The sequence below is a fragment of the Antarcticimicrobium sp. genome (genome assembly GCF_029212575.1).
Lineage (GTDB): Bacteria > Pseudomonadota > Alphaproteobacteria > Rhodobacterales > Rhodobacteraceae > Antarcticimicrobium.
Window position 1 is genome coordinate 16,959 of sequence record NZ_JARGPK010000037.1, and the last position, 18,472, is coordinate 35,430.

Below are 18,472 nucleotides of genomic sequence, written 5' to 3' on the forward strand. Positions count from 1 at the left end.
GTGGTGCTGCGGTTATCCGCCGATACCGATGCCGGTACCCGCCGCACCCGCGGCCCCGGCGGCGGCACCCAGGCCGCCGATGCCGGCTCCGGCCGCGCCGGAAACGCCGGCTGCGGCATTGGCGCCACCCAGGGCGGACGCGCCAAGTGTGGCGCCGCCGGACACGCCGGCACCCGCCGCCGCCTGGCCGGTCACGTTCCCGCGGGCCACGGCATCGGCGACGGCGTCAAGGCCGGCCCGGCCCCGGGCGACTCCGTCAGAAACAAGGCCGGCGGCGGCCTCCAGGCCGGCCTTGCCCTTGGCCTGGGCCTTTGCGGCGATCTCTGAGCCGCTCTTACCGGCGGCGGAGAGCCGTCCCCTCAGGCCGGACCGGGCCTGGACCGAAACCTGGTGCTCGGAGGTGATCGCGGTGCTTTCGCGGCTCCGGGCCCTGGTCTGCACCCCGGCCTTGATCGTGCTGTCGGACGACGCGAAGGTCGCCGACTGGCTGGCGGCCAGGTTGCCCGAAGCGTCCGCTTGCGCCGTTCCGCCCGACAGGCCGGTTTCGGCCCGGACCTGGGCCCGGGCGTTGCCTTCGGCCGCCACCTCCGGGTTGCCAGCCTGTGCAGACAGGGACGTCGCCAGCATCATGGCGGCCGTCAGGGACAGGGTGCGGTGATAAAAGGTGATACGTTTCATGGTATAAGCCCTCGTTGCTTGGGTTGCGTGATGTGCCGCGTCAATGGCGGCGACACCCATGAGGTAGAGGGGGCAGTCGGCCCGAGATATTGGGCAAAAGGCTGGTTTTCGGTGTCATAAACGAAAGTCATAGGGTCGGAAAACGGAGAGTCGGCGGGCGCGTGCCGTCGAATCTGCGGGACGTGCCATGAGCAAATGAAAAAAGGGGCGCGGTGACCGCGCCCCTTTTCGGAATCAATGTGATACGGTTCAGTTGGACTTCGAGGCCCGCTTGCGCTCATGCGGGTCGAGGAACCTTTTGCGCAGCCGGATCGCGTTCGGCGTTACCTCCACCAGCTCGTCGTCGTTGATATAGGCAATGGCCTCTTCCAGCGACAGCGTTATCGGGGTGGTCAGTTTCACCGCCTCGTCGGTGCCCGAGGCCCGCACGTTGGTCAGCTTCTTGCCCTTGAGCGGGTTGACCTCAAGATCGTTGTCGCGGCTGTGCTCGCCGATGATCATACCCTGATAGACCTTGGCCTGCGCCCCGATGAAGAGCTTGCCGCGCTCCTCCAGGTTCCACAGCGCATAGGCCACCGCCTCCCCGTCCTCCATCGAGATCAGCACGCCCTGGCGCCGCCCGGGGATCGGCCCCTTGTAGGGCGCCCAGGCATGGAACACGCGGTTCAGCACGCCGGTGCCGCGGGTGTCGGTCAGAAACTCGCCATGATAGCCGATCAGCCCGCGCGAAGGGACATGGGCGACAAGCCGGGTCTTGCCGGCGTTCTGGCGCATCTCGACCAGGTCGCCCTTGCGCGTGCCGGTGAGTTTCTCGATCACCGCGCCGGAGTACTCGTCGTCGACGTCGACGGTGACCTCTTCGATCGGCTCCAGCCTCTGGCCGTCCTCTTCGCGCATGATCACCTGCGGACGCGAGATCGACAGCTCGAATCCTTCGCGGCGCATGTTCTCGATCAGCACGCCCATCTGCAGCTCGCCGCGGCCCGAGACCTCGAAGGCCTCGCCGCCCGGCGTGTCGGCGATCTTGATGGCGACGTTGCTCTCGGCTTCTTTCATCAGTCGTTCGCGGATCACGCGGGATTGCACCTTCTTGCCGTCGCGGCCCGCCAGCGGGCTGTCGTTGATGCCGAAGGTAACGGTGATGGTCGGCGGGTCGATCGGCTGGGCGTCCAGCGGTTCGCTCACGGCCAGCGCGCAGATGGTGTCGGCCACGGTGGCCTTTTGCATGCCGGCCAGCGACACGATATCGCCGGCTTCGCCCTCGTCGATGTCGCTCTGGCCAAGGCCGCGAAACGCCTGCACCCGGGTCACCCGGAATTGTTCGATCTTCTGGCCGATGCGGGACAGGGCCTGCACCGTCTGGCCGACCTTGACGCGGCCGGTCTCGATCCGGCCGGTCAGGATGCGGCCGACAAAGGGGTCGGAGCTCAGCGTGGTCGCCAGCATCCGGAAATCCTCGTCCTGATGCTTGATCTGCTTCGGTGCCGGCACGTGGTTGACGACAAGGTTGAACAGCGCATGCAGATCCTTGCGCGGGCCGTTCAGATCGGCGTCGCACCAGCCTGAGCGGCCGGAGGCGTAGAGATGCGGAAAGTCGAGTTGATCGTCATCCGCGTCGAGCGAGGCGAACAGGTCGAACACCTCGTCCAGCGCGCGGTCCGGCTCGGCGTCGGGCTTGTCGACCTTGTTCAGCACCACGATCGGGCGCAGGCCCAGCGCCAGCGCCTTGGAGGTGACGAATTTGGTCTGCGGCATCGGCCCCTCGGCAGCGTCCACCAGCAGCACCACGCCATCGACCATCGACAGGATGCGCTCGACCTCGCCGCCGAAATCGGCGTGGCCGGGGGTATCGACGATGTTGATCCGGGTGCCTTTCCATTCGACCGAGGTCGCCTTGGCAAGGATGGTGATGCCGCGCTCGCGCTCCAGGTCGTTGCTGTCCATGGCGCGTTCGGCGACAGCCTGGTTTTCACGGAAAGCGCCGGATTGTTTCAGCAACTCGTCCACCAGCGTGGTCTTGCCGTGGTCGACGTGTGCGATGATCGCGATATTGCGAAGGTCCATAAACTCAACCTCAAATCGGGGATTGTGGGCCGCATAGCCTGCTGCACCGCAGAAGGCCAGCGCAAAAGCGCGGGCTCAATGGGTGGTGCTGCCCGAGAACAGGTTGATCACCGCGATCCCGCCGATGATCATCGCCAGCCCCAGCACCGCCGGTAGATCCAGCCGCTGGCCAAAGGCGATGAACCCGATCAGCGCGATGAACACGATGCCAAGGCCCGACCACATGGCATAGACGATGCCGACCGGCATGGCCTTGAGCGTGAGCGCCAGGAAGTAGAAGGCGACGGCATATCCCGCCACCGCCAGCAGCGAGGGCATAAGCCGCGAAAACTGCTGGCTGGCCTGCAGGGCGGTGGTCCCCACGGTTTCGGCCGCGACGGCGAGGATCAGGTAAATGTAATGCGCGGGCATCGCGGCCTCCGTCGGTTGCTCCGCTCCCCTCTGCCCGAGATCCGGGCGCCGGGGCAACGAAAAAACGCCGCCCCCGGCAAGGGGCGGCGTCAATCGCCACTGCCGTCCGCCGCCGGGATCAGCCCGCCAGGGCCGCGTTCAGGTTTTCGTCCAGCTTTTCGAGGAAACCTATGGTGGTCAGCCATTTCTGGTCCGGCCCCACCAGCAGCGCCAGATCCTTGGTCATCCAGCCGGATTCGACGGTGTCGATCACCACCTTTTCCAGCGTTTCGGCAAAGCTTTGCAGCGCGGAGTTGCCGTCCAGCTTGGCGCGATGCTTGAGCCCGCCGGTCCAGGCGTAGATCGAGGCGATGGAATTGGTCGAGGTGGCCTTGCCAGCCTGATGCTGGCGGTAGTGGCGGGTGACGGTGCCATGCGCCGCCTCGGCCTCGACGATCTGGCCGTCCGGCGTCATCAATTGCGAGGTCATCATCCCAAGCGAGCCGAAGCCCTGCGCCACGGTATCGGACTGCACATCGCCGTCATAGTTCTTGCAGGCCCAGACATAGCCGCCCGACCATTTCAGCGAGCTGGCCACCATGTCGTCGATCAGCCGGTGTTCGTACCAGATGCCCTTTTCCTTGAACTTTTCCTCGAACTCCTCTTCGAAGACCTGCTGGAACAGATCCTTGAAGCGGCCGTCATAGGCCTTCATGATGGTGTTCTTGGTCGAAAGATACACCGGCCAGCCCAGGTTCAGCCCGTAATTCAGCGAGGCGCGGGCGAAATCCAGGATCGACCGGTCGAGGTTGTACATCGCCATCGTCACCCCGGCCGAGGGGGCGTCATAGACGTCCTTTTCGATTACGGTGCCATCCTCGCCCTCGAATTTCAGGGTGATCTTGCCGGCCCCGGGAAAGCGAAAATCGGTGGCCTTGTACTGATCGCCAAAGGCATGGCGGCCGACCACGATCGGCTTGGTCCAGCCCGGCACCAGCCGCGGCACGTTGCTGCAGATGATCGGGGCGCGGAACACCACGCCGCCCAGGATGTTGCGGATGGTCCCGTTTGGGCTGGGGTACATCCGCTTGAGGCCGAATTCCTCGACCCGGGCCTCGTCGGGGGTGATGGTGGCGCATTTGACGCCGACGCCGACCTCCTTGATCTTCATCGCGGCATCGACGGTGATCCGGTCGTCGGTGCGGTCGCGTTCCTGAATGCTCAGGTCGTAATACAGCAGGTCGACATCGAGGTAGGGCAGGATCAGCTTCGTCTTGATGAAATCCCAGATGATCCGGGTCATTTCGTCGCCGTCGATATCGACGATCGGGTTGTCCACCTTGATCTTGGTCATCGGTGCGGCCCCTGTGATGCGAAGGAGAAAAGGGAGAGTCGGGCGCGGCTTACCCCAATTCGCGGCAGGGCGAAAGATGGTATACCTATGTATACCGATATGTCGCATGGAAAGGGGCGGGGCGGCGCGCGGCTGCCGAAAAATGAGACGAATCGGATCAGGCGGTGCCGTCTCGGCGGGCGAAAAAGGCCAACAACCTGGGGCGCAGCCAGTCCCAGAGCCCCGGCGCGCCGCGCCGGATCGGAACGCCGACGCGGGCGTCGAGCTGATCCAGCGTGACCTCGTAGTCCTGCCAGGTGCCGCCGCCGTTCTCAAGGTTGATCACCGGGACCTGGAATCGGTCGATCGCCTTGGCAAATTTCGCGTCGGGGGTTACGGCGGCCTCGAACTCTTCCCACAGAGTGCGGAATGCCTGGGCCTGGTCGTTGGGCAAAAGGCCGAATAGTCGCCGGGCCGCGGCGGCCTCCTTGCGGGCCATCTCTTCGTGATCGGGGTTGCCGTGGATCGGCGCGTCTCCGGCGTCGATCTCGACGATGTCGTGCAGCAGCAGCATCCGCAGCACCCGGTCGATCTGCACCCCGGGCCCGGCCTGATCGGCCAGCACCAGCGCGTGCAGCATGATGTGCCAGCTGTGCTCGGCCGAGTTTTCCCGCCGCTCGCCGGAAATCAGGCGCGAGGCGCGCAAGACGGATTTAAGCTTGTCCGCTTCTTTCAGGAATCCGATCTGCGCGTCGAGCCGGGCGGTCATGCGGCGGGCTGTCCGCCCGCCGGCGCCTGGGCGCGCACCTGGGCAAGCCGCTGGTCGAGAAAGCGGCGTGCGTTGCGTTCTGCCAGGCGGATGCGAATCTCCATCAAGAAGGCCTCTTCCAGCGATTGGGATGATGCAGCCAGCACACCGCCGACCTCAAGGTACAGGCGGTCGTCGCCGACCTCGTCCATCGCGGTCAGGGTGTCATCGGCCAGTTTTCCAGCCAGTTGCTCCAGCGTCCCGGCGGCCATCAGCGGCTGGTTTCCGTCAGCCGGCGCTTGACGTAATCGGTGGTCGTGTCGATCAGCGTGTCCATGTGCGGCCCCTGGAAGAAGTGGTCGGCGCCCTCGACCTCCTCGTGGGTGATGGTGATGCCCTTTTGCTCGTGCAGCTTGTTGACCAGCGCAGTGGTGTCCGGCGGCGGCGCGACGCGGTCGGCGGTGCCATTGATCATCAGGCCCGAGGACGGGCATGGCGCAAGGAAGGAAAAATCGTACATGTTCGCAGGGGGCGACACGCTGATGAATCCGGTGATCTCGGGCCGCCGCATCAGCAGTTGCATGCCGATCCAGGCGCCAAAGGAAAACCCCGCGACCCAGCAATGCTTGGAATTGTTGTTCATCGACTGGAGATAGTCGAGCGCAGAGGCCGCATCGGAAAGCTCTCCGATGCCCTGATCATATTCGCCCTGGCTGCGCCCGACGCCGCGGAAATTGAACCGCAACACCGTGAAGCCCATGTTGTAGAAGGCATAATGCAGGTTATAGACGACCTTGTTGTTCATCGTGCCGCCGAATTGCGGGTGCGGATGGAGAACGATGGCGATCGGGGCGTCTTTCTCCTTCTGCGGGTGATAGCGGCCTTCAAGGCGGCCTTCAGGTCCGGCGAAAATCACCTCAGGCATATGGGTGTGGGTCCTATTATTGCTCAAAGGGCGCCCCGGATATTCTTGACGAAATCGCTAAGGCACCTTAGAACGTTTCTAATCGCGCGCCGCATTGGCACATTCGGTGTCAAGCGGAGATACGCATTGAAGGGCGCAACGTCAAGAATCTCGCGCAATTGCTGAACTGGAGGCGCCGGAATGAAGCTGTCAACCAAGGGACGCTACGCGATGGTGGCGTTGGTCGATATCGCCCTGCAACCCGATGGCGCGCTGGTGACTCTGAGCGAGATCGCACAGCGCCAGAAGATTTCGCTGCCTTATCTGGAGCAGCTCTTTGTCAAACTGCGCCGCGCCGACCTGGTGGCCTCGGTGCGCGGCCCCGGCGGCGGATATCGCCTGGCGCGTTCACCATCGGAGATTCGCATCGTGGATGTGCTGGCCGCGGTGGACGAGACGGTGGACGCCATGCACAAGGGGGCCGGCGCCTCGGGCGGGTCCTCGGGCAGCCGGGCGCAATCGCTGACCAATCGGCTGTGGGAGGGGCTGAGCGCGCATGTCTACGTGTTCCTGCACCAGACCCGGCTGTCAGACCTTGTGGATAACGATCTGGCGCCTTGCCCGGCGGTGCCAAACATCTTTTCCGTGGTCGATTCGGAATGACCGGGGCCGGGCGCGATACCGGCCGACGGGTCTACCTCGATCACAACGCCACGGCGCCGCTGCGGGACGAGGCGCGCGCAGCGATGATCGCGGCGATGGACGTGGTCGGCAATCCCTCCAGCGTGCATGCCGAGGGGCGCGCCGCCAAGGCGTTGGTTGAACGGGCGCGGGCGCAGGTGGCGGCGGCCTTCGGCGCGGAAGGGGCGGACGTCATCTTTACCTCTGGCGCCACCGAGGCCGCGGCGCTGGCCTGTGCCGGGCGCGGGTTGCACGGCGCCGGGGTGGAGCATGACGCGGTGCGGGCCTGGATCGACGAGGATCTGAAGGTGGGCGCGCGGGGCCGGGTGCAGGTGATCGATCCGGCCGCAAGTGTGCTGCAACTGGCCAATTCGGAAACCGGCATCGTGCAGGAACTTCCCGAGGGGCTGGCGCTGACCGATGCCACCCAGGCCTTTGGCAAGCTGCCGGTCGCCTTCAACTGGTGCGGCGCGCGGATGGCGCTGATCTCCGCCCACAAGCTCGGCGGGCCAAAGGGCATCGGCGCGCTGGTGGTCAAGCGTGGGACCGACATCGCCGCTCGAATCCGCGGCGGTGGACAAGAGATGGGGCGCCGGTCCGGCACCGAGAACGTGATCGGCATCGCCGGTTTCGGTGCCGCTGCCGAGGCCGCCGCGCGTGATCTGGCCGAGGGAGTCTGGGATCGGGTTGCGGAACTTAGAAATATTCTAGAATCATCTATTGCGGCTGCCGTCAAACATACTATTTTTGTCGGAAATGAAGGGCCACGCCTGCCCAACACCTCATGCCTGCTTACGCCGGGCTGGAAGGGCGAGACGCAGGTGATGCAGATGGATCTGGCCGGCTTTGCGATCAGCGCGGGCAGCGCCTGTTCCAGCGGCAAGGTCCGCGCCAGCCGGGTGCTGACGGCGATGGGATACGACGAGGCCACGGCGGCCAGCGCGATCCGTGTATCGCTGGGCCCGGATGTGACCGAGGATGATGTGCTGCGCTTTGCCGATGCGTGGTGCGACAAGGAAAAGAAACATCGCGCCCGGGCGGCGTGAGTTCAGGAGAGTATCAGATGGCCGCGACGGACCAGACCCAGGTAAAAGAAGGCGTCGATCAGGATACTGTCGACGCGGTGCGCGAGGTAGGCGGCGCCTATAAATATGGCTGGGAAACCGAGATCGAGATGGACTATGCCCCAAAGGGGCTGACCGAGGATATCGTGCGCCTGATCTCGGACAAGAACGGCGAACCGGAGTGGATGACCGACTGGCGCCTGCAGGCCTATGCCCGCTGGCTGCAGTTGAAAGAACCCGACTGGGCGATGGTCGACTACCCCGAGATCGATTTCCAGAACCAGTATTACTACGCCCGCCCGAAAAGCATGGAGGTGAAGCCCAAGTCGCTGGACGAGGTCGATCCAAAGCTGCTGGCGACCTATGAAAAGCTGGGCATCCCGCTCAAGGAGCAGATGATCCTGGCCGGAATCGAGGGCGCCGAGGCGGCCCCGGCCGAGGGCCGCAAAGTGGCCGTGGATGCGGTTTTCGATTCGGTCAGCGTCGGCACCACCTTTCAGGCCGAACTGAAAAAGGCCGGGGTGATCTTCTGCTCGATCTCCGAGGCGATCAAGGAGCACCCCGAGCTGGTCAGGAAGTACCTCGGGTCCGTGGTTCCGGTCAGCGACAATTTCTATGCCACGCTGAACTCTGCGGTGTTCTCCGACGGCTCCTTTGTCTATGTGCCGCCCGGCGTGCGCTGCCCGATGGAACTGTCGACCTATTTCCGCATCAACGCCGAGAACACCGGCCAGTTCGAGCGGACGCTGATCATCGCCGACAAGGGGTCTTTCGTGTCCTATCTCGAGGGCTGCACCGCGCCGAAGCGCGATGTCGCGCAGCTGCACGCGGCGGTGGTGGAGATCATCGTCGAAGAGGATGCAGAGGTGAAATATTCCACCGTGCAGAACTGGTATCCGGGCGACGAGAACGGCAAGGGCGGCATCTACAACTTTGTCACCAAGCGCGCCGACTGCCGGGGCGACCGCTCGAAGGTGATGTGGACCCAGGTCGAGACCGGCTCGGCGGTGACATGGAAATACCCCTCGTGCATCCTGCGCGGCGACGACAGCCAGGGCGAGTTCTATTCGATCGCCATCACCAACAACATGCAGCAGGCTGATACCGGCACCAAGATGGTGCACTTGGGCAAGAACACCCGTTCGCGCATCGTGTCCAAGGGGATCAGCGCCGGGCAGGCGCAGAACACCTATCGCGGCCTTGTCTCGATGCACCCCAAGGCCAGGAACAGCCGCAACTATACCCAGTGCGACAGCCTTCTGATCGGCGACAAATGCGGGGCGCATACGGTCCCCTATATCGAGGTAAAGAACAACTCCAGCCGGGTCGAGCACGAGGCAACCACATCCAAGGTGGACGACGATCAGCTGTTCTATTGCCGCTCGCGCGGGATGGACGAGGAGGAATCGGTGGCGCTGGTGGTCAACGGCTTCTGCAAGGACGTGTTGCAGGCGCTGCCGATGGAGTTCGCCATGGAGGCGCAACAACTTGTCGCCATCTCGCTTGAAGGGTCGGTGGGATGAGCGTCGGCGGCGCAAGCCGCGGATCTCTTACCGTGATGGGTAAAGACTTTCGGATAGTGCCTTGATATCCATCTAAAACATGGAGTGATCTAAGATGATCGTGACCACCACACCCTCGGTCGAGGGACGCAAGATCTCCGATTACAAGGGCATCGTCGTGGGCGAGGCGATCCTTGGGGCCAATATCGTGCGCGACCTGTTTGCGGGGATCACCGATATCCTCGGCGGCCGTTCCGGCGCCTATGAGCAGGAAATGGGCCGCGCCCGCACCACCGCCCTGGCCGAGATGGAAGAGCATGCGGCGGCCCTTGGCGGCAACGCGGTGGTCGGCGTCGATCTGGATTACGAGGTGATCAACAACATGCTCATGGTCAGCGCCTCGGGCACCGCGGTGGTGCTGGACTGATCATGGATGCGCGCCCCCATATCGAGCGCCCGGTGCTGACCCTGCCGGAGCCCGAGGCCGAGGCGCTGCGCGCGGCCTATGGGGCGGCGGACACTATCCTGGAGTACGGGTCGGGCGGCTCCACCGTGATGGCGGCCGAGATGGCGGGCAAGCATGTCACCTCGGTGGAAAGCGACCGGGGCTGGGCACGCATGATGCGCGACTGGTTCCGCGCCAACCCGCCGGCCCAGGGGAGCGCGGTCGATGTGGTCTGGGCCGACATCGGCCCGACCCGCGACTGGGGCCACCCCGCCGATGAAAGCGCCTGGCGCAATTTTCCCGATTACCCGCTCAAGGTCTGGCGCCGCGCCGGGTTCCGGCACCCCGACGTGGTGCTGGTCGATGGCCGGTTCCGCATCGGCTGCGCGCTGGCCACCGCGTTTTCGATCACCCGGCCGGTGACGCTGCTGTTCGACGATTACACCAAGCGGCGCTGGTTCGCCAAGGTCGAGGAGTTTCTCGGCGTGCCCCATATCATTGGCCGCATGGCCGCCTTTGAGGTGGCGCCACTGGCGGTGCCCCCCGACCGGCTGTTGCAGATCATTCGCTTCATGACGCGGCCCTGAGCGGCCCGCCCCCGAAATTTCCCGTGGCAACGCGCCCGGAGACAGAGATGAGAAAGAGGTAAGACATGTTGGAAATCAAGAACCTGCACGTTCATCTTGAGGAAGAGGATAAGAAAATCCTGAAGGGCGTCGACCTGACGGTCGAGCCGGGCAAGGTGCATGCGATCATGGGGCCGAACGGCTCGGGCAAGTCGACGCTCAGCTATGTTCTGGCCGGTCGCGGTGGTTACGCGGTCTCCGAGGGCAGTGCCACGCTGGACGGTGTCGACCTGCTGGAGATGGAGCCCGAAGAGCGCGCGGCGGCCGGCCTGTTCCTGGCGTTCCAGTACCCGGTCGAGATCCCCGGCGTCGGCAACATGACCTTTCTGCGCACCGCGGTGAACGCCCAGCGCAAGGCGCGCGGCGAGGACGAGATGAGCGCCGCCGACTTCCTCAAGCTGGTGCGCGAACGCGCCAAGGCCCTCAAGATCGACGCCGACATGCTCAAGCGTCCGGTCAATGTCGGCTTTTCCGGCGGCGAGAAAAAGCGCAACGAGATCCTTCAGATGGCCATGCTGGAGCCCAGGATGTGCATCCTCGACGAGACCGACAGCGGCCTTGACGTTGACGCGATGAAACTGGTCGCCGACGGGGTGAACGCGCTGCGTAGCGAGGGGCGCGGTTTCCTCGTGATCACCCACTACCAGCGGCTGCTCGACCACATCAAACCGGACGTGGTGCACATCATGGCCGATGGCCGCATCATCAAGACCGGCGGGCCGGATCTGGCGCTGGAGGTGGAGACCAACGGCTACGCAGACATCCTGAACGAGGTGGCGTGATGGCACTGCCCGAACCGAAACAGGACGCGACCGAGGCGCGGCTCTCCGGGCTGACCCTGCCCGAGGGCGGCTGCCTGTTTCCCGCCCGGCAGGAGGCGCTGGCGCGGTTGCGGGCCATGGGCCTGCCGACGCGGCGCGATGAATACTGGAAGTTCACCCGCCCGGAGACGCTGACCCAGCCCGAGGTCATCCCTGCAGCCGTCTTTGCCAATGACGAGGCGCCGGTGTTCGACGGTATCGACCGGCTGAAGATCGTCTTCATCGACGGGGTGTTCGATCCTGACGCCTCGGACGACCTGACGCTGGAAGGGGTGCAGATCGACCGGATCGCCGATATCTGCGGCAAGGACATCCACTGGGCCAGGGATATCTTCGGCGTGCTCGAGGCCCGTGGGCAGGCCCCGGTACAACGCCCGCTGGCCGCGCTCAATTCGGCCTTCGCCGCCGATGGGGTGGCGATTCATGTCACCGGCAAGCCGAGCAAGCCGATCAGCCTGGTCTATACCCATGGCGGCGAAACCTCGGACGCGCTGTTGCACCATGTCATCCGGGTGGAATCTGGCGCCGAGGCGACGATTCTGGAGAACGGCCCGGCGGCGGCGCGGTTCAACAAGGTGATCGAGGCCGATATCGCCGATGGCGGCGCGCTGCACCATGTGCGCAGCCAGGGCCGCGATCACGAACGTCGCGCCGTGACCCATATGTTCACCCGGCTCGGAACGCGATCGGTCTACAAATCCTTCACACTGACCGTGAACGGGGTTCTCACCCGGAACGAGCAGGTGGTGGAGCTGACCGGCGACGATGCGGTGACCCATGTCGCCGGCGCCTGCGTCGGCGATGGCGATTTTCACCATGACGACACCGTCTTTGTCACCCATGACGCGCTCAACTGCGAAAGCCGCCAGGTGTTCAAGAAGGTGCTGCGCAACGGCGCCGTGGGCGTGTTCCAGGGCAAGATCCTGGTCAAGCCCGGCGCGCAGAAGACCGACGGATACCAGATCAGCCAGGCGCTCCTGCTGGATGACGACGCCCAGTTCCTCGCCAAGCCAGAGTTGGAGATCTACGCCGACGATGTGGCCTGTTCGCACGGCTCGACCAGCGGCGCGATCGACGAGGACGGGCTGTTCTACCTCCGTTCGCGCGGGGTTCCGGAGAAGGAGGCGACCGATCTGCTGACGCTGGCCTTCCTCGCCGAGGCGCTGGACGAGATCGAGGACAAGACGCTTTCCGAGGATCTGCTGGAGCGGCTGCGCAGCTGGCTGGTGCGGCGGCGCTGACATGGCGGTGACCAGCGACATCGCAGCCACCTACCGGGGGCCGGGCCGCGTCATGCGCCGCCTGCTCGGGATGGGCCAGCGCGAAGACCGCGCGCTGGCCTTTCTGATGGCGGGCTGCGTGCTGGTCTTTGTTGCGCAACTGCCGCGACTGGCGCGCGAGGCGCAGGTGACCGGGCAGGAGTTGAACATGCTGCTGGGCGCGAGCCTGCTGGCCTGGGTGATCATCGCACCGCTGTTGCTCTACGGGATTGCCGGGCTGTCACAGCTGCTGGCGCGGATTCTAGGCGGGCGGGGCGACTGGTACGGTGCGCGATTGGCGTTGTTCTGGGCTCTGCTGGCCTCGACGCCCGTGCTGTTGCTGCATGGGCTGGTGGCCGGCTTTACCGACCCTGGACCGGCGCAAGATGGCATCGGGCTCTTGTGGCTGGGGGCGTTCCTGTGGTTCTGGATCGCGGGACTGCGGCAGGCGGAGGCGACACCGGCATGAACAAGGCGATTTGGGGCGAATTGATCCTGCTCTCGGTCAAGGAACCGGCGGAAGTGGCCCGGCGCCTGATCGCGATGCAGCTCTCGCGCGAGGTGCTGTGGACCGGGCTGGCGCTGGCGGCGGTGGCCAATACGCTCCTGTTCAGCCTGTCCGGCCTGCTGATGCCCGGTCCCTCGGTGGTGATGCCGCTGTTCCAGTCGCCCTTTAGCTATCTGGTGATGGTGACGGTCGGGCTGATCCTGACCGTGGCGATGCTGTATTGGGCCGGGCGCCTGCTTGGCGGGCGCGGCACGGTGCAGGACGTGCTGGCCATGGTCCTGTGGCTTCAGGTGTTGCGCATCCTGGTCCAGGTGGCGACCCTGATCCTGTCGCTGACGATCCCGATGCTGGCCATGCTTCTGGTGCTGGCGGCGACCGTGCTGGGCATCTATATCCTGCTGCATTTCGTGGATCAGGCGCACCGGCTGAACTCGCTGCCGCGGGCGGGCGGGGTGCTGATCCTTTCGTTCGTATTGATGGCGGTGGCGCTGTCTGTATTGCTGACCCTGTTCGGGGGCATGATAACCGGGGGCATCTCCCATGTATGACATCGACACCATCCGGGCCGATTTTCCGATCCTCACGCGCGAGGTGAACGGGCGGCCGCTGACCTATCTCGACAACGGTGCCTCGGCGCAGAAACCGCGGGTGGTGATCGACGCGGTGACGCAGGCCTATAGCCATGAATACGCCAACGTGCATCGGGGGCTGCACTACCTGTCGAATCTCGCCACCGACAAATACGAGGCGGTGCGCGGCACCGTGGCGCGGTTCCTGGGGGTGCCCTCCGAGGACGAGATCGTTCTGAACTCCGGCACCACCGAGGGCATCAACCTGGTCGCCTATGGCTGGGCGATGCCGCGGTTTCAGGCGGGCGACGAGATCGTGCTGAGCGTGATGGAACATCACGCCAAGATCGTGCCCTGGCATTTCCTGCGCGAACGGCAGGGGGTGGTTCTGAAATGGGTCGATACGGCGCCCGACGGATCGCTCGACCCGCAGGCGGTGATCGACGCCATCGGGCCGAAGACGAAACTGGTCGCCATCACCCATGTGTCGAACGTGCTGGGCACCGTGGTGGACGTCAAGGCGATCACCCGGGGCGCCCATGCCAGGGGCGTGCCGGTTCTGGTCGATGGCAGCCAGGCGGCGGTGCACCTGCCGGTGGATGTGGCCGATATCGGTTGCGATTTCTATGCCATCACCGGGCACAAGCTTTATGGCCCGTCCGGCTCCGGCGCGATCTATATCAAGTCGGAGCGGATGGCCGAGATGCGCCCCTTCATCGGTGGCGGCGACATGATCAGGGAGGTCTCGAAAGAGGCCGTGATCTACAACGACCCGCCGATGAAGTTCGAGGCCGGCACGCCGGGCATCGTGCAGATCATCGGGCTGGGTGTCGCGCTCGACTACATGATGGATCTGGGGATGGAGAACATCGCCGCGCATGAGGCGGGTCTGCGGGACTATGCGCAGAACCGCTTCGCCGGGCTCAACTGGCTGCAGGTGCAGGGCCAAGCGCCGGGCAAGGCGGCGATCTTCAGCTTCACGCTGGAGGGGGCGGCGCATGCCCATGACATCTCCACCATCCTCGACAAGAAGGGGATCGCGGTGCGCGCCGGTCACCACTGCGCCGGGCCGCTGATGGATCACCTGGGCGTGACGGCGACCTGCCGGGCATCGTTCGGATTGTACAATACGCGGGCCGAAGTGGACGTTCTGATCGAGGCGCTGGAACTGGCGCATGAGCTCTTTGCCTGATCGTTTTTCAGGCACCTGGATGTTCTGAAAGCGACATTGCGTGTCGCGAATGGTAATCCTCCGGTTTTGCGTCTAGGGTCGCGCCAGTACAACAACCTGGGATGACCGCATGACCGTACTCACCGAAGCCGATCAGATTTCCGAAATCGCATTCGGGTTCATGGGCTCCAAGGCATTGTTCGCCGGGCTGGGGGCAGGGGTGTTCACCCATCTCGCCGAGGGCCCGATGAGCTGTGCCGAACTGGCCCGCCACTGTCCGCTGGACGAGGTTCGGACCGAAACGCTGATGACCGCGCTTGCGGGGCTGGGGCTGGTCGAGGGGGAGAACGGCAAGTTCCGCAATTCCCCGGCCGCCGAATCCTTTCTGGTGAAAGGGGCCAAGTACGATTTCGGCGACTACCTGCGGCTTCAGGTCGGCCAGCAGATGTATGGTCTGCTGGACCAGATCGACGACGCGCTGCAGGACAAGCTGCCGGAGGAGGCGACCGCCTCCTATGCCGAATGGTTCGCGGACCCGGAAGAGGCCCGGCTCTATTCCGCCAGCCAGCATTCCGGCTCGCTCGGGCCGGCGCGGCAACTGGCGCGCAAGATCGACCTTTCCGGCGCGCGTCACCTGCTGGATGTGGGCGGCGGCACCGGCGCCTTTGCCATCACCCTGTGCGAGGCGTTTCCGGACCTGACCGCCACCATCGTCGATTTCCCCAATGTCGCCGATCTGGGGCGGGAGTATGTGGAGAAGGCGGGGCTCAGCGACCGCATCTCTTATGTCGAGGGCAACGCGCTGGAAACCGACTGGCCCGGCGGGCAGGACGTTATCCTGATGTCCTACCTGTTCTCCGGCGTGCCGGGAGAGGCCCATGACGGGCTGCTGGCCCGCGCGCGCGACAGGCTCAGCCCCGGCGGGCGGTTCCTGTTGCATGATTTCGTGGTGCGCTCGGACCGCAGCGGACCGAAGCTGGCAGCGCTCTGGCAGTTGCAGCACACCGCCTTTACCCCGCGCGCCCGTTCGCTCGACGAAGGCTGGCTCCGCGGGGCGCTGGAGCAGGCCGGGTTTGCCGGTATCGAGGTGGAGGTGATGATCCCGGAAATGACCATGCTGGCCTCGGCGGTCAAACCCGCCTGAGCGAACTGCGGGCGGCCCTTGACATCATCCGGGTCGCCCCGTTCCCACAGATGACGACAGCGGGCGTGCGGGCCTCTCTGAGCGGTGCGTTGACGGATCGCCTCGGCGTGGCCACGACCCGCCGGGGCGCATTTCGTTTGCGCGATAAGTGGCCTGATGCCGATTTCCCAATCGAGGCCCTGTAGTTGACCTATAAACGTCTCGGTTGAAAATTTGCTAACCTCCGATAATATGATTGCCGAATCATACTGAAAAGTTGTCGATTGTTGCGAATATAGTTTTTTCTTGGGGGATATTGTTTTGGCGGCATCTACAGCGTTCAATCTGGTTGAAGAATTCGGGACCTCGGGAACCCATGACCTGAACAATCCCGGCGTTCTGTTCTATTACACCTCTGCCGACACATTCTATGACTTGACGTTGTCTCATGGTCCGACTGCCGTGCAGATAATCGGCGGGGACAACAAGTTCACGCTTGCCGACGGGATGTATCTGCAGTTTCTGAGACTGGGAGACGGTGATGATACTGTCGTCACGGGGGTCGGAAACGGATGGGGCGCAACGATCGATTACGTGGTCCTTGGCGGGGGGACCAACACCGTCACGACGGGAAGTGGTGGCGTCGGGTTGATTACCTCCCACGGCGCGACAAACACCATTACGACAAGCGGGAGTGTCAGTCAGATCAGAACCTCCGCCTCCACGAACACCATCCATGTCGGTGGCGACGGACTGGGCGTCGAGGACATCAGGCTCTTTGGCAGCATGAACGAGCTGCAAACGGTGACCATCGAGCATTGGGTCGATACCCTGATCTGTGGTAGCGGAACAGTTGCAAACATCAAACTATTGGATGGCGCCTGGGTGAGCTATGCGCGAACCGGGCACAACAATGACGTCTTCAATCTGGGGAACGGGTTTGCAGGCTCCGTTGACATGAAGGACGGCAATGATGTCGTCCGTATCAAGGGGGGAGATGCGAATTTCATCTATGGGCGGGGAGGGAACGACAAGGTTTTCGTGACCGGCTATGACGGCTCCCAAAGCTATATGTTCAAAGGTGGAGACGGAAAGGACACGCTGAGCTTCAAGGGGTCGAAGACCGGAGTCGAGATTGCTCCGAGCGGGCTGGCGGTTCGCGGTTTCGAGACGGTCATCGGAACCTCCAAAGACGACGTGATCGCCGATGGCAAGGGCGATACGACGATCAAGGGCCAGAAGGGCGCGGATGTGATAATCGGTGGCGGGGGTCAGGACAAACTTTGGGGGGGCGTGGACAAGGCAAGCGACCATTTTGTGTTCCAGAATGTGTCCGACAGCCACAAGTCCTACGCCAAGACGGACCGAATCTATCAGTTTCGGTCAAAGGACAAGATTGACTTGACCGAAATCGATGCAGACGAGGATACAGCTGGCGACCAGGACTTCACATTCACGGGCACCACCGCGACCGCGCACTCGGTTTGGTCCGAAAAGCGCGGCGCCAACGCAGTCGTTTATGCTGATGTGGATGGTGACACCGTCGCCGATTTCTCCATCGCGGTCATCAAACACTCGGTGATGACGGCTTCAGACTTTATTTTGTAGAGAAACCGGCCCTGTGCTGGCGCACTGCGCGCATGTTCTTGTTGCAACTCAAAAACCGGGCGGCTATATCGCCGCACAGGCACCTGTAGCTCAGCTGGATAGAGCGCTGCCCTCCGAAGGCAGAGGCCATAGGTTCGAATCCTATCAGGTGCACCATCCCCCTTCGCGTTCTTTACCCCGGTACCGCACCGGGACCAGTTTGCACCAATCGCGCAGGCCCCTTCGGCACGGCGCGACGAGATCGCGGACCGGGTCTTCGGAGTTGCAGGCATCCTCGTCGAGGGCTGCCACTGCGTCCTTCACCACGTAGACCTTGAATCCGTTTTCCATCAGGGCGCGCATGCGGGAGCCGATGCAGAGGTCGACGACCAACCCGCCCGGAACGACGGTATCGACGCCGCAGACGCGAAGTCGATAGATCAGTCGTTGCTTTCGGCGCCATACATCTTGTGCGACGTGGCCCGGGAACCGGGCCGTACCACCATCGGGCAGGGCGCGCGGGCTTCTGACGGCGAGTCGCGCTCGAATCCTATGAGGGCCCTACGAGTCTGCCCCCAACGGGGCTGATTTGGCACCGGTTCCGGGGCATTCTGTTGATAACCCTGTGGGCAACTCAAGGCGGTCGGGGATCGGGGGAAACGAGTCGACCGCAGGGCAGGTGTCCCGCCGCCCCGTGCCGGTGGTTGGATCAAGAAAATTGAGAATAACTACTTGTTTTCACGCATAATTTTCGAACATGGAAAAAAAGATGACGAATTATGAAAAAAGGGGTTGCGGGTTTTGGCGTCAAACTTTAGACACCCCTTCACCGGCGGCGCTGAGGCGCACAACGGGACGCAGACGGGGCGGAGGGGACGGACGGCAGCGGTGCTGCGGCGCGGACCTTATGCCCGGCGAGGCGGAAAAATTAGAGGCAGATGAGGCGGGCGCGCCGAGGAATATAGGGCGCATCCGGTTTGATTTTGTCTCTGCGCTGTT

Annotated in this window: 20 protein-coding genes and 1 tRNA gene; 13 read left to right on the forward strand and 8 right to left on the reverse strand. The window is 63.8% G+C overall.

Annotated elements, in window-relative coordinates:
- Positions 1 to 12: 12 nt before the first annotated feature.
- The 7 genes from P1U75_RS06900 to P1U75_RS06930 form a co-directional block, all read right to left on the reverse strand.
- Entirely contained in the window at positions 13 to 678 is a 666-nt protein-coding gene (locus P1U75_RS06900; protein WP_300241357.1) for a hypothetical protein, read from the reverse strand.
- A 249-nt stretch (positions 679 to 927) separates the two neighbouring features.
- Positions 928 to 2,742 (reverse strand): translational GTPase TypA, encoded by a 1,815-nt coding sequence (gene typA, locus P1U75_RS06905; protein WP_300241359.1) that lies wholly within the window; start codon positions 2,740 to 2,742, stop codon positions 928 to 930.
- Positions 2,743 to 2,817: 75 nt separating this feature from the next.
- Complete coding sequence (locus P1U75_RS06910) at positions 2,818 to 3,153, reverse strand: SMR family transporter (protein WP_300241361.1); 336 nt, start codon at positions 3,151 to 3,153, stop codon at positions 2,818 to 2,820.
- 118 nt (positions 3,154 to 3,271) lie between these two features.
- Entirely contained in the window at positions 3,272 to 4,486 is a 1,215-nt protein-coding gene (locus P1U75_RS06915; protein WP_300241363.1) for an NADP-dependent isocitrate dehydrogenase, read from the reverse strand.
- A 157-nt stretch (positions 4,487 to 4,643) separates the two neighbouring features.
- Positions 4,644 to 5,234, reverse strand: a complete 591-nt coding sequence (locus tag P1U75_RS06920; protein WP_300241365.1) for an HD family hydrolase — start codon at positions 5,232 to 5,234, stop codon at positions 4,644 to 4,646.
- A complete protein-coding gene (locus P1U75_RS06925; protein WP_300241368.1) occupies positions 5,231 to 5,485 on the reverse strand; it encodes a hypothetical protein in 255 nt (84 codons plus the stop codon). Before P1U75_RS06925 ends, P1U75_RS06920 begins: the two co-directional genes overlap by 4 nt.
- Positions 5,485 to 6,138, reverse strand: coding sequence for an alpha/beta hydrolase (locus P1U75_RS06930; protein ID WP_300241370.1), 654 nt, complete (start codon positions 6,136 to 6,138; stop codon positions 5,485 to 5,487). The genes P1U75_RS06925 and P1U75_RS06930 overlap by 1 nt, the downstream gene beginning before the upstream one ends.
- A gap of 180 nt (positions 6,139 to 6,318) precedes the next feature.
- Here P1U75_RS06930 and P1U75_RS06935 point away from each other — a divergent pair, with 180 nt between their 5' ends.
- The 13 genes from P1U75_RS06935 to P1U75_RS06995 all read left to right on the forward strand — a co-directional run bounded on the left by P1U75_RS06935 (position 6,319) and on the right by P1U75_RS06995 (position 17,650).
- Positions 6,319 to 6,780 (forward strand): Rrf2 family transcriptional regulator, encoded by a 462-nt coding sequence (locus tag P1U75_RS06935; protein ID WP_300241373.1) that lies wholly within the window; start codon positions 6,319 to 6,321, stop codon positions 6,778 to 6,780.
- On the forward strand, positions 6,777 to 7,844 hold the full coding sequence (locus tag P1U75_RS06940; RefSeq protein WP_300241375.1) for an aminotransferase class V-fold PLP-dependent enzyme: 1,068 nt from the start codon (positions 6,777 to 6,779) through the stop codon (positions 7,842 to 7,844). Before P1U75_RS06935 ends, P1U75_RS06940 begins: the two co-directional genes overlap by 4 nt.
- A gap of 17 nt (positions 7,845 to 7,861) precedes the next feature.
- Positions 7,862 to 9,385, forward strand: coding sequence for a Fe-S cluster assembly protein SufB (gene sufB / locus P1U75_RS06945; RefSeq protein ID WP_300241377.1), 1,524 nt, complete (start codon positions 7,862 to 7,864; stop codon positions 9,383 to 9,385).
- Positions 9,386 to 9,479: 94 nt separating this feature from the next.
- On the forward strand, positions 9,480 to 9,791 hold the full coding sequence (locus P1U75_RS06950) for a heavy metal-binding domain-containing protein (protein WP_300241379.1): 312 nt from the start codon (positions 9,480 to 9,482) through the stop codon (positions 9,789 to 9,791).
- Positions 9,792 to 9,793: 2 nt separating this feature from the next.
- Entirely contained in the window at positions 9,794 to 10,396 is a 603-nt protein-coding gene (locus tag P1U75_RS06955; RefSeq protein WP_300241382.1) for a hypothetical protein, read from the forward strand.
- A 65-nt stretch (positions 10,397 to 10,461) separates the two neighbouring features.
- A complete protein-coding gene (sufC, locus tag P1U75_RS06960; protein ID WP_300241384.1) occupies positions 10,462 to 11,217 on the forward strand; it encodes a Fe-S cluster assembly ATPase SufC in 756 nt (251 codons plus the stop codon).
- Positions 11,217 to 12,497 (forward strand): Fe-S cluster assembly protein SufD, encoded by a 1,281-nt coding sequence (gene sufD, locus P1U75_RS06965; RefSeq protein WP_300241388.1) that lies wholly within the window; start codon positions 11,217 to 11,219, stop codon positions 12,495 to 12,497. Before sufC ends, sufD begins: the two co-directional genes overlap by 1 nt.
- A 1-nt stretch (position 12,498) precedes the next feature.
- Positions 12,499 to 12,984 carry a YIP1 family protein gene (locus tag P1U75_RS06970; protein ID WP_300241391.1) on the forward strand — a complete coding sequence of 162 codons (486 nt, stop codon included), beginning with the start codon at positions 12,499 to 12,501 and terminating at the stop codon, positions 12,982 to 12,984.
- Positions 12,981 to 13,571, forward strand: coding sequence for a Yip1 family protein (locus P1U75_RS06975; protein WP_300241393.1), 591 nt, complete (start codon positions 12,981 to 12,983; stop codon positions 13,569 to 13,571). The genes P1U75_RS06970 and P1U75_RS06975 overlap by 4 nt, the downstream gene beginning before the upstream one ends.
- The gene (locus tag P1U75_RS06980) at positions 13,564 to 14,784 is read left to right on the forward strand and encodes a cysteine desulfurase (protein ID WP_300241395.1); all 1,221 of its coding nucleotides are present in this window, start codon (positions 13,564 to 13,566) and stop codon (positions 14,782 to 14,784) included. The genes P1U75_RS06975 and P1U75_RS06980 overlap by 8 nt, the downstream gene beginning before the upstream one ends.
- 109 nt (positions 14,785 to 14,893) lie before the next feature.
- Positions 14,894 to 15,907: a methyltransferase gene (locus tag P1U75_RS06985; protein ID WP_300241397.1), complete on the forward strand. Its 1,014-nt coding sequence runs from the start codon at positions 14,894 to 14,896 to the stop codon at positions 15,905 to 15,907.
- Positions 15,908 to 16,207: 300 nt separating this feature from the next.
- On the forward strand, positions 16,208 to 17,494 hold the full coding sequence (locus P1U75_RS06990) for a hypothetical protein (protein ID WP_300241399.1): 1,287 nt from the start codon (positions 16,208 to 16,210) through the stop codon (positions 17,492 to 17,494).
- Positions 17,495 to 17,573: 79 nt separating this feature from the next.
- Positions 17,574 to 17,650: transfer RNA gene (locus P1U75_RS06995), tRNA-Arg, on the forward strand.
- Here P1U75_RS06995 and P1U75_RS07000 read toward each other — a convergent pair.
- The gene (locus P1U75_RS07000; RefSeq protein WP_366914985.1) at positions 17,639 to 18,022 is read right to left on the reverse strand and encodes an isochorismatase family protein; all 384 of its coding nucleotides are present in this window, start codon (positions 18,020 to 18,022) and stop codon (positions 17,639 to 17,641) included. The genes P1U75_RS06995 and P1U75_RS07000 overlap by 12 nt on opposite strands.
- Positions 18,023 to 18,472 lie beyond the last annotated feature (450 nt).

Coding starts and splice junctions, on each gene's coding strand:
- P1U75_RS06900 (WP_300241357.1), bottom strand. CDS start 678: ATGAAACGTATCACCTTTTATCACCGCACCCTGTCCCTGACGGCCGCC.
- typA (WP_300241359.1), bottom strand. CDS start 2,742: ATGGACCTTCGCAATATCGCGATCATCGCACACGTCGACCACGGCAAG.
- P1U75_RS06910 (WP_300241361.1), bottom strand. CDS start 3,153: ATGCCCGCGCATTACATTTACCTGATCCTCGCCGTCGCGGCCGAAACC.
- P1U75_RS06915 (WP_300241363.1), bottom strand. CDS start 4,486: ATGACCAAGATCAAGGTGGACAACCCGATCGTCGATATCGACGGCGAC.
- P1U75_RS06920 (WP_300241365.1), bottom strand. CDS start 5,234: ATGACCGCCCGGCTCGACGCGCAGATCGGATTCCTGAAAGAAGCGGAC.
- P1U75_RS06925 (WP_300241368.1), bottom strand. CDS start 5,485: ATGGCCGCCGGGACGCTGGAGCAACTGGCTGGAAAACTGGCCGATGAC.
- P1U75_RS06930 (WP_300241370.1), bottom strand. CDS start 6,138: ATGCCTGAGGTGATTTTCGCCGGACCTGAAGGCCGCCTTGAAGGCCGC.
- P1U75_RS06935 (WP_300241373.1), top strand. CDS start 6,319: ATGAAGCTGTCAACCAAGGGACGCTACGCGATGGTGGCGTTGGTCGAT.
- P1U75_RS06940 (WP_300241375.1), top strand. CDS start 6,777: ATGACCGGGGCCGGGCGCGATACCGGCCGACGGGTCTACCTCGATCAC.
- sufB (WP_300241377.1), top strand. CDS start 7,862: ATGGCCGCGACGGACCAGACCCAGGTAAAAGAAGGCGTCGATCAGGAT.
- P1U75_RS06950 (WP_300241379.1), top strand. CDS start 9,480: ATGATCGTGACCACCACACCCTCGGTCGAGGGACGCAAGATCTCCGAT.
- P1U75_RS06955 (WP_300241382.1), top strand. CDS start 9,794: ATGGATGCGCGCCCCCATATCGAGCGCCCGGTGCTGACCCTGCCGGAG.
- sufC (WP_300241384.1), top strand. CDS start 10,462: ATGTTGGAAATCAAGAACCTGCACGTTCATCTTGAGGAAGAGGATAAG.
- sufD (WP_300241388.1), top strand. CDS start 11,217: ATGGCACTGCCCGAACCGAAACAGGACGCGACCGAGGCGCGGCTCTCC.
- P1U75_RS06970 (WP_300241391.1), top strand. CDS start 12,499: ATGGCGGTGACCAGCGACATCGCAGCCACCTACCGGGGGCCGGGCCGC.
- P1U75_RS06975 (WP_300241393.1), top strand. CDS start 12,981: ATGAACAAGGCGATTTGGGGCGAATTGATCCTGCTCTCGGTCAAGGAA.
- P1U75_RS06980 (WP_300241395.1), top strand. CDS start 13,564: ATGTATGACATCGACACCATCCGGGCCGATTTTCCGATCCTCACGCGC.
- P1U75_RS06985 (WP_300241397.1), top strand. CDS start 14,894: ATGACCGTACTCACCGAAGCCGATCAGATTTCCGAAATCGCATTCGGG.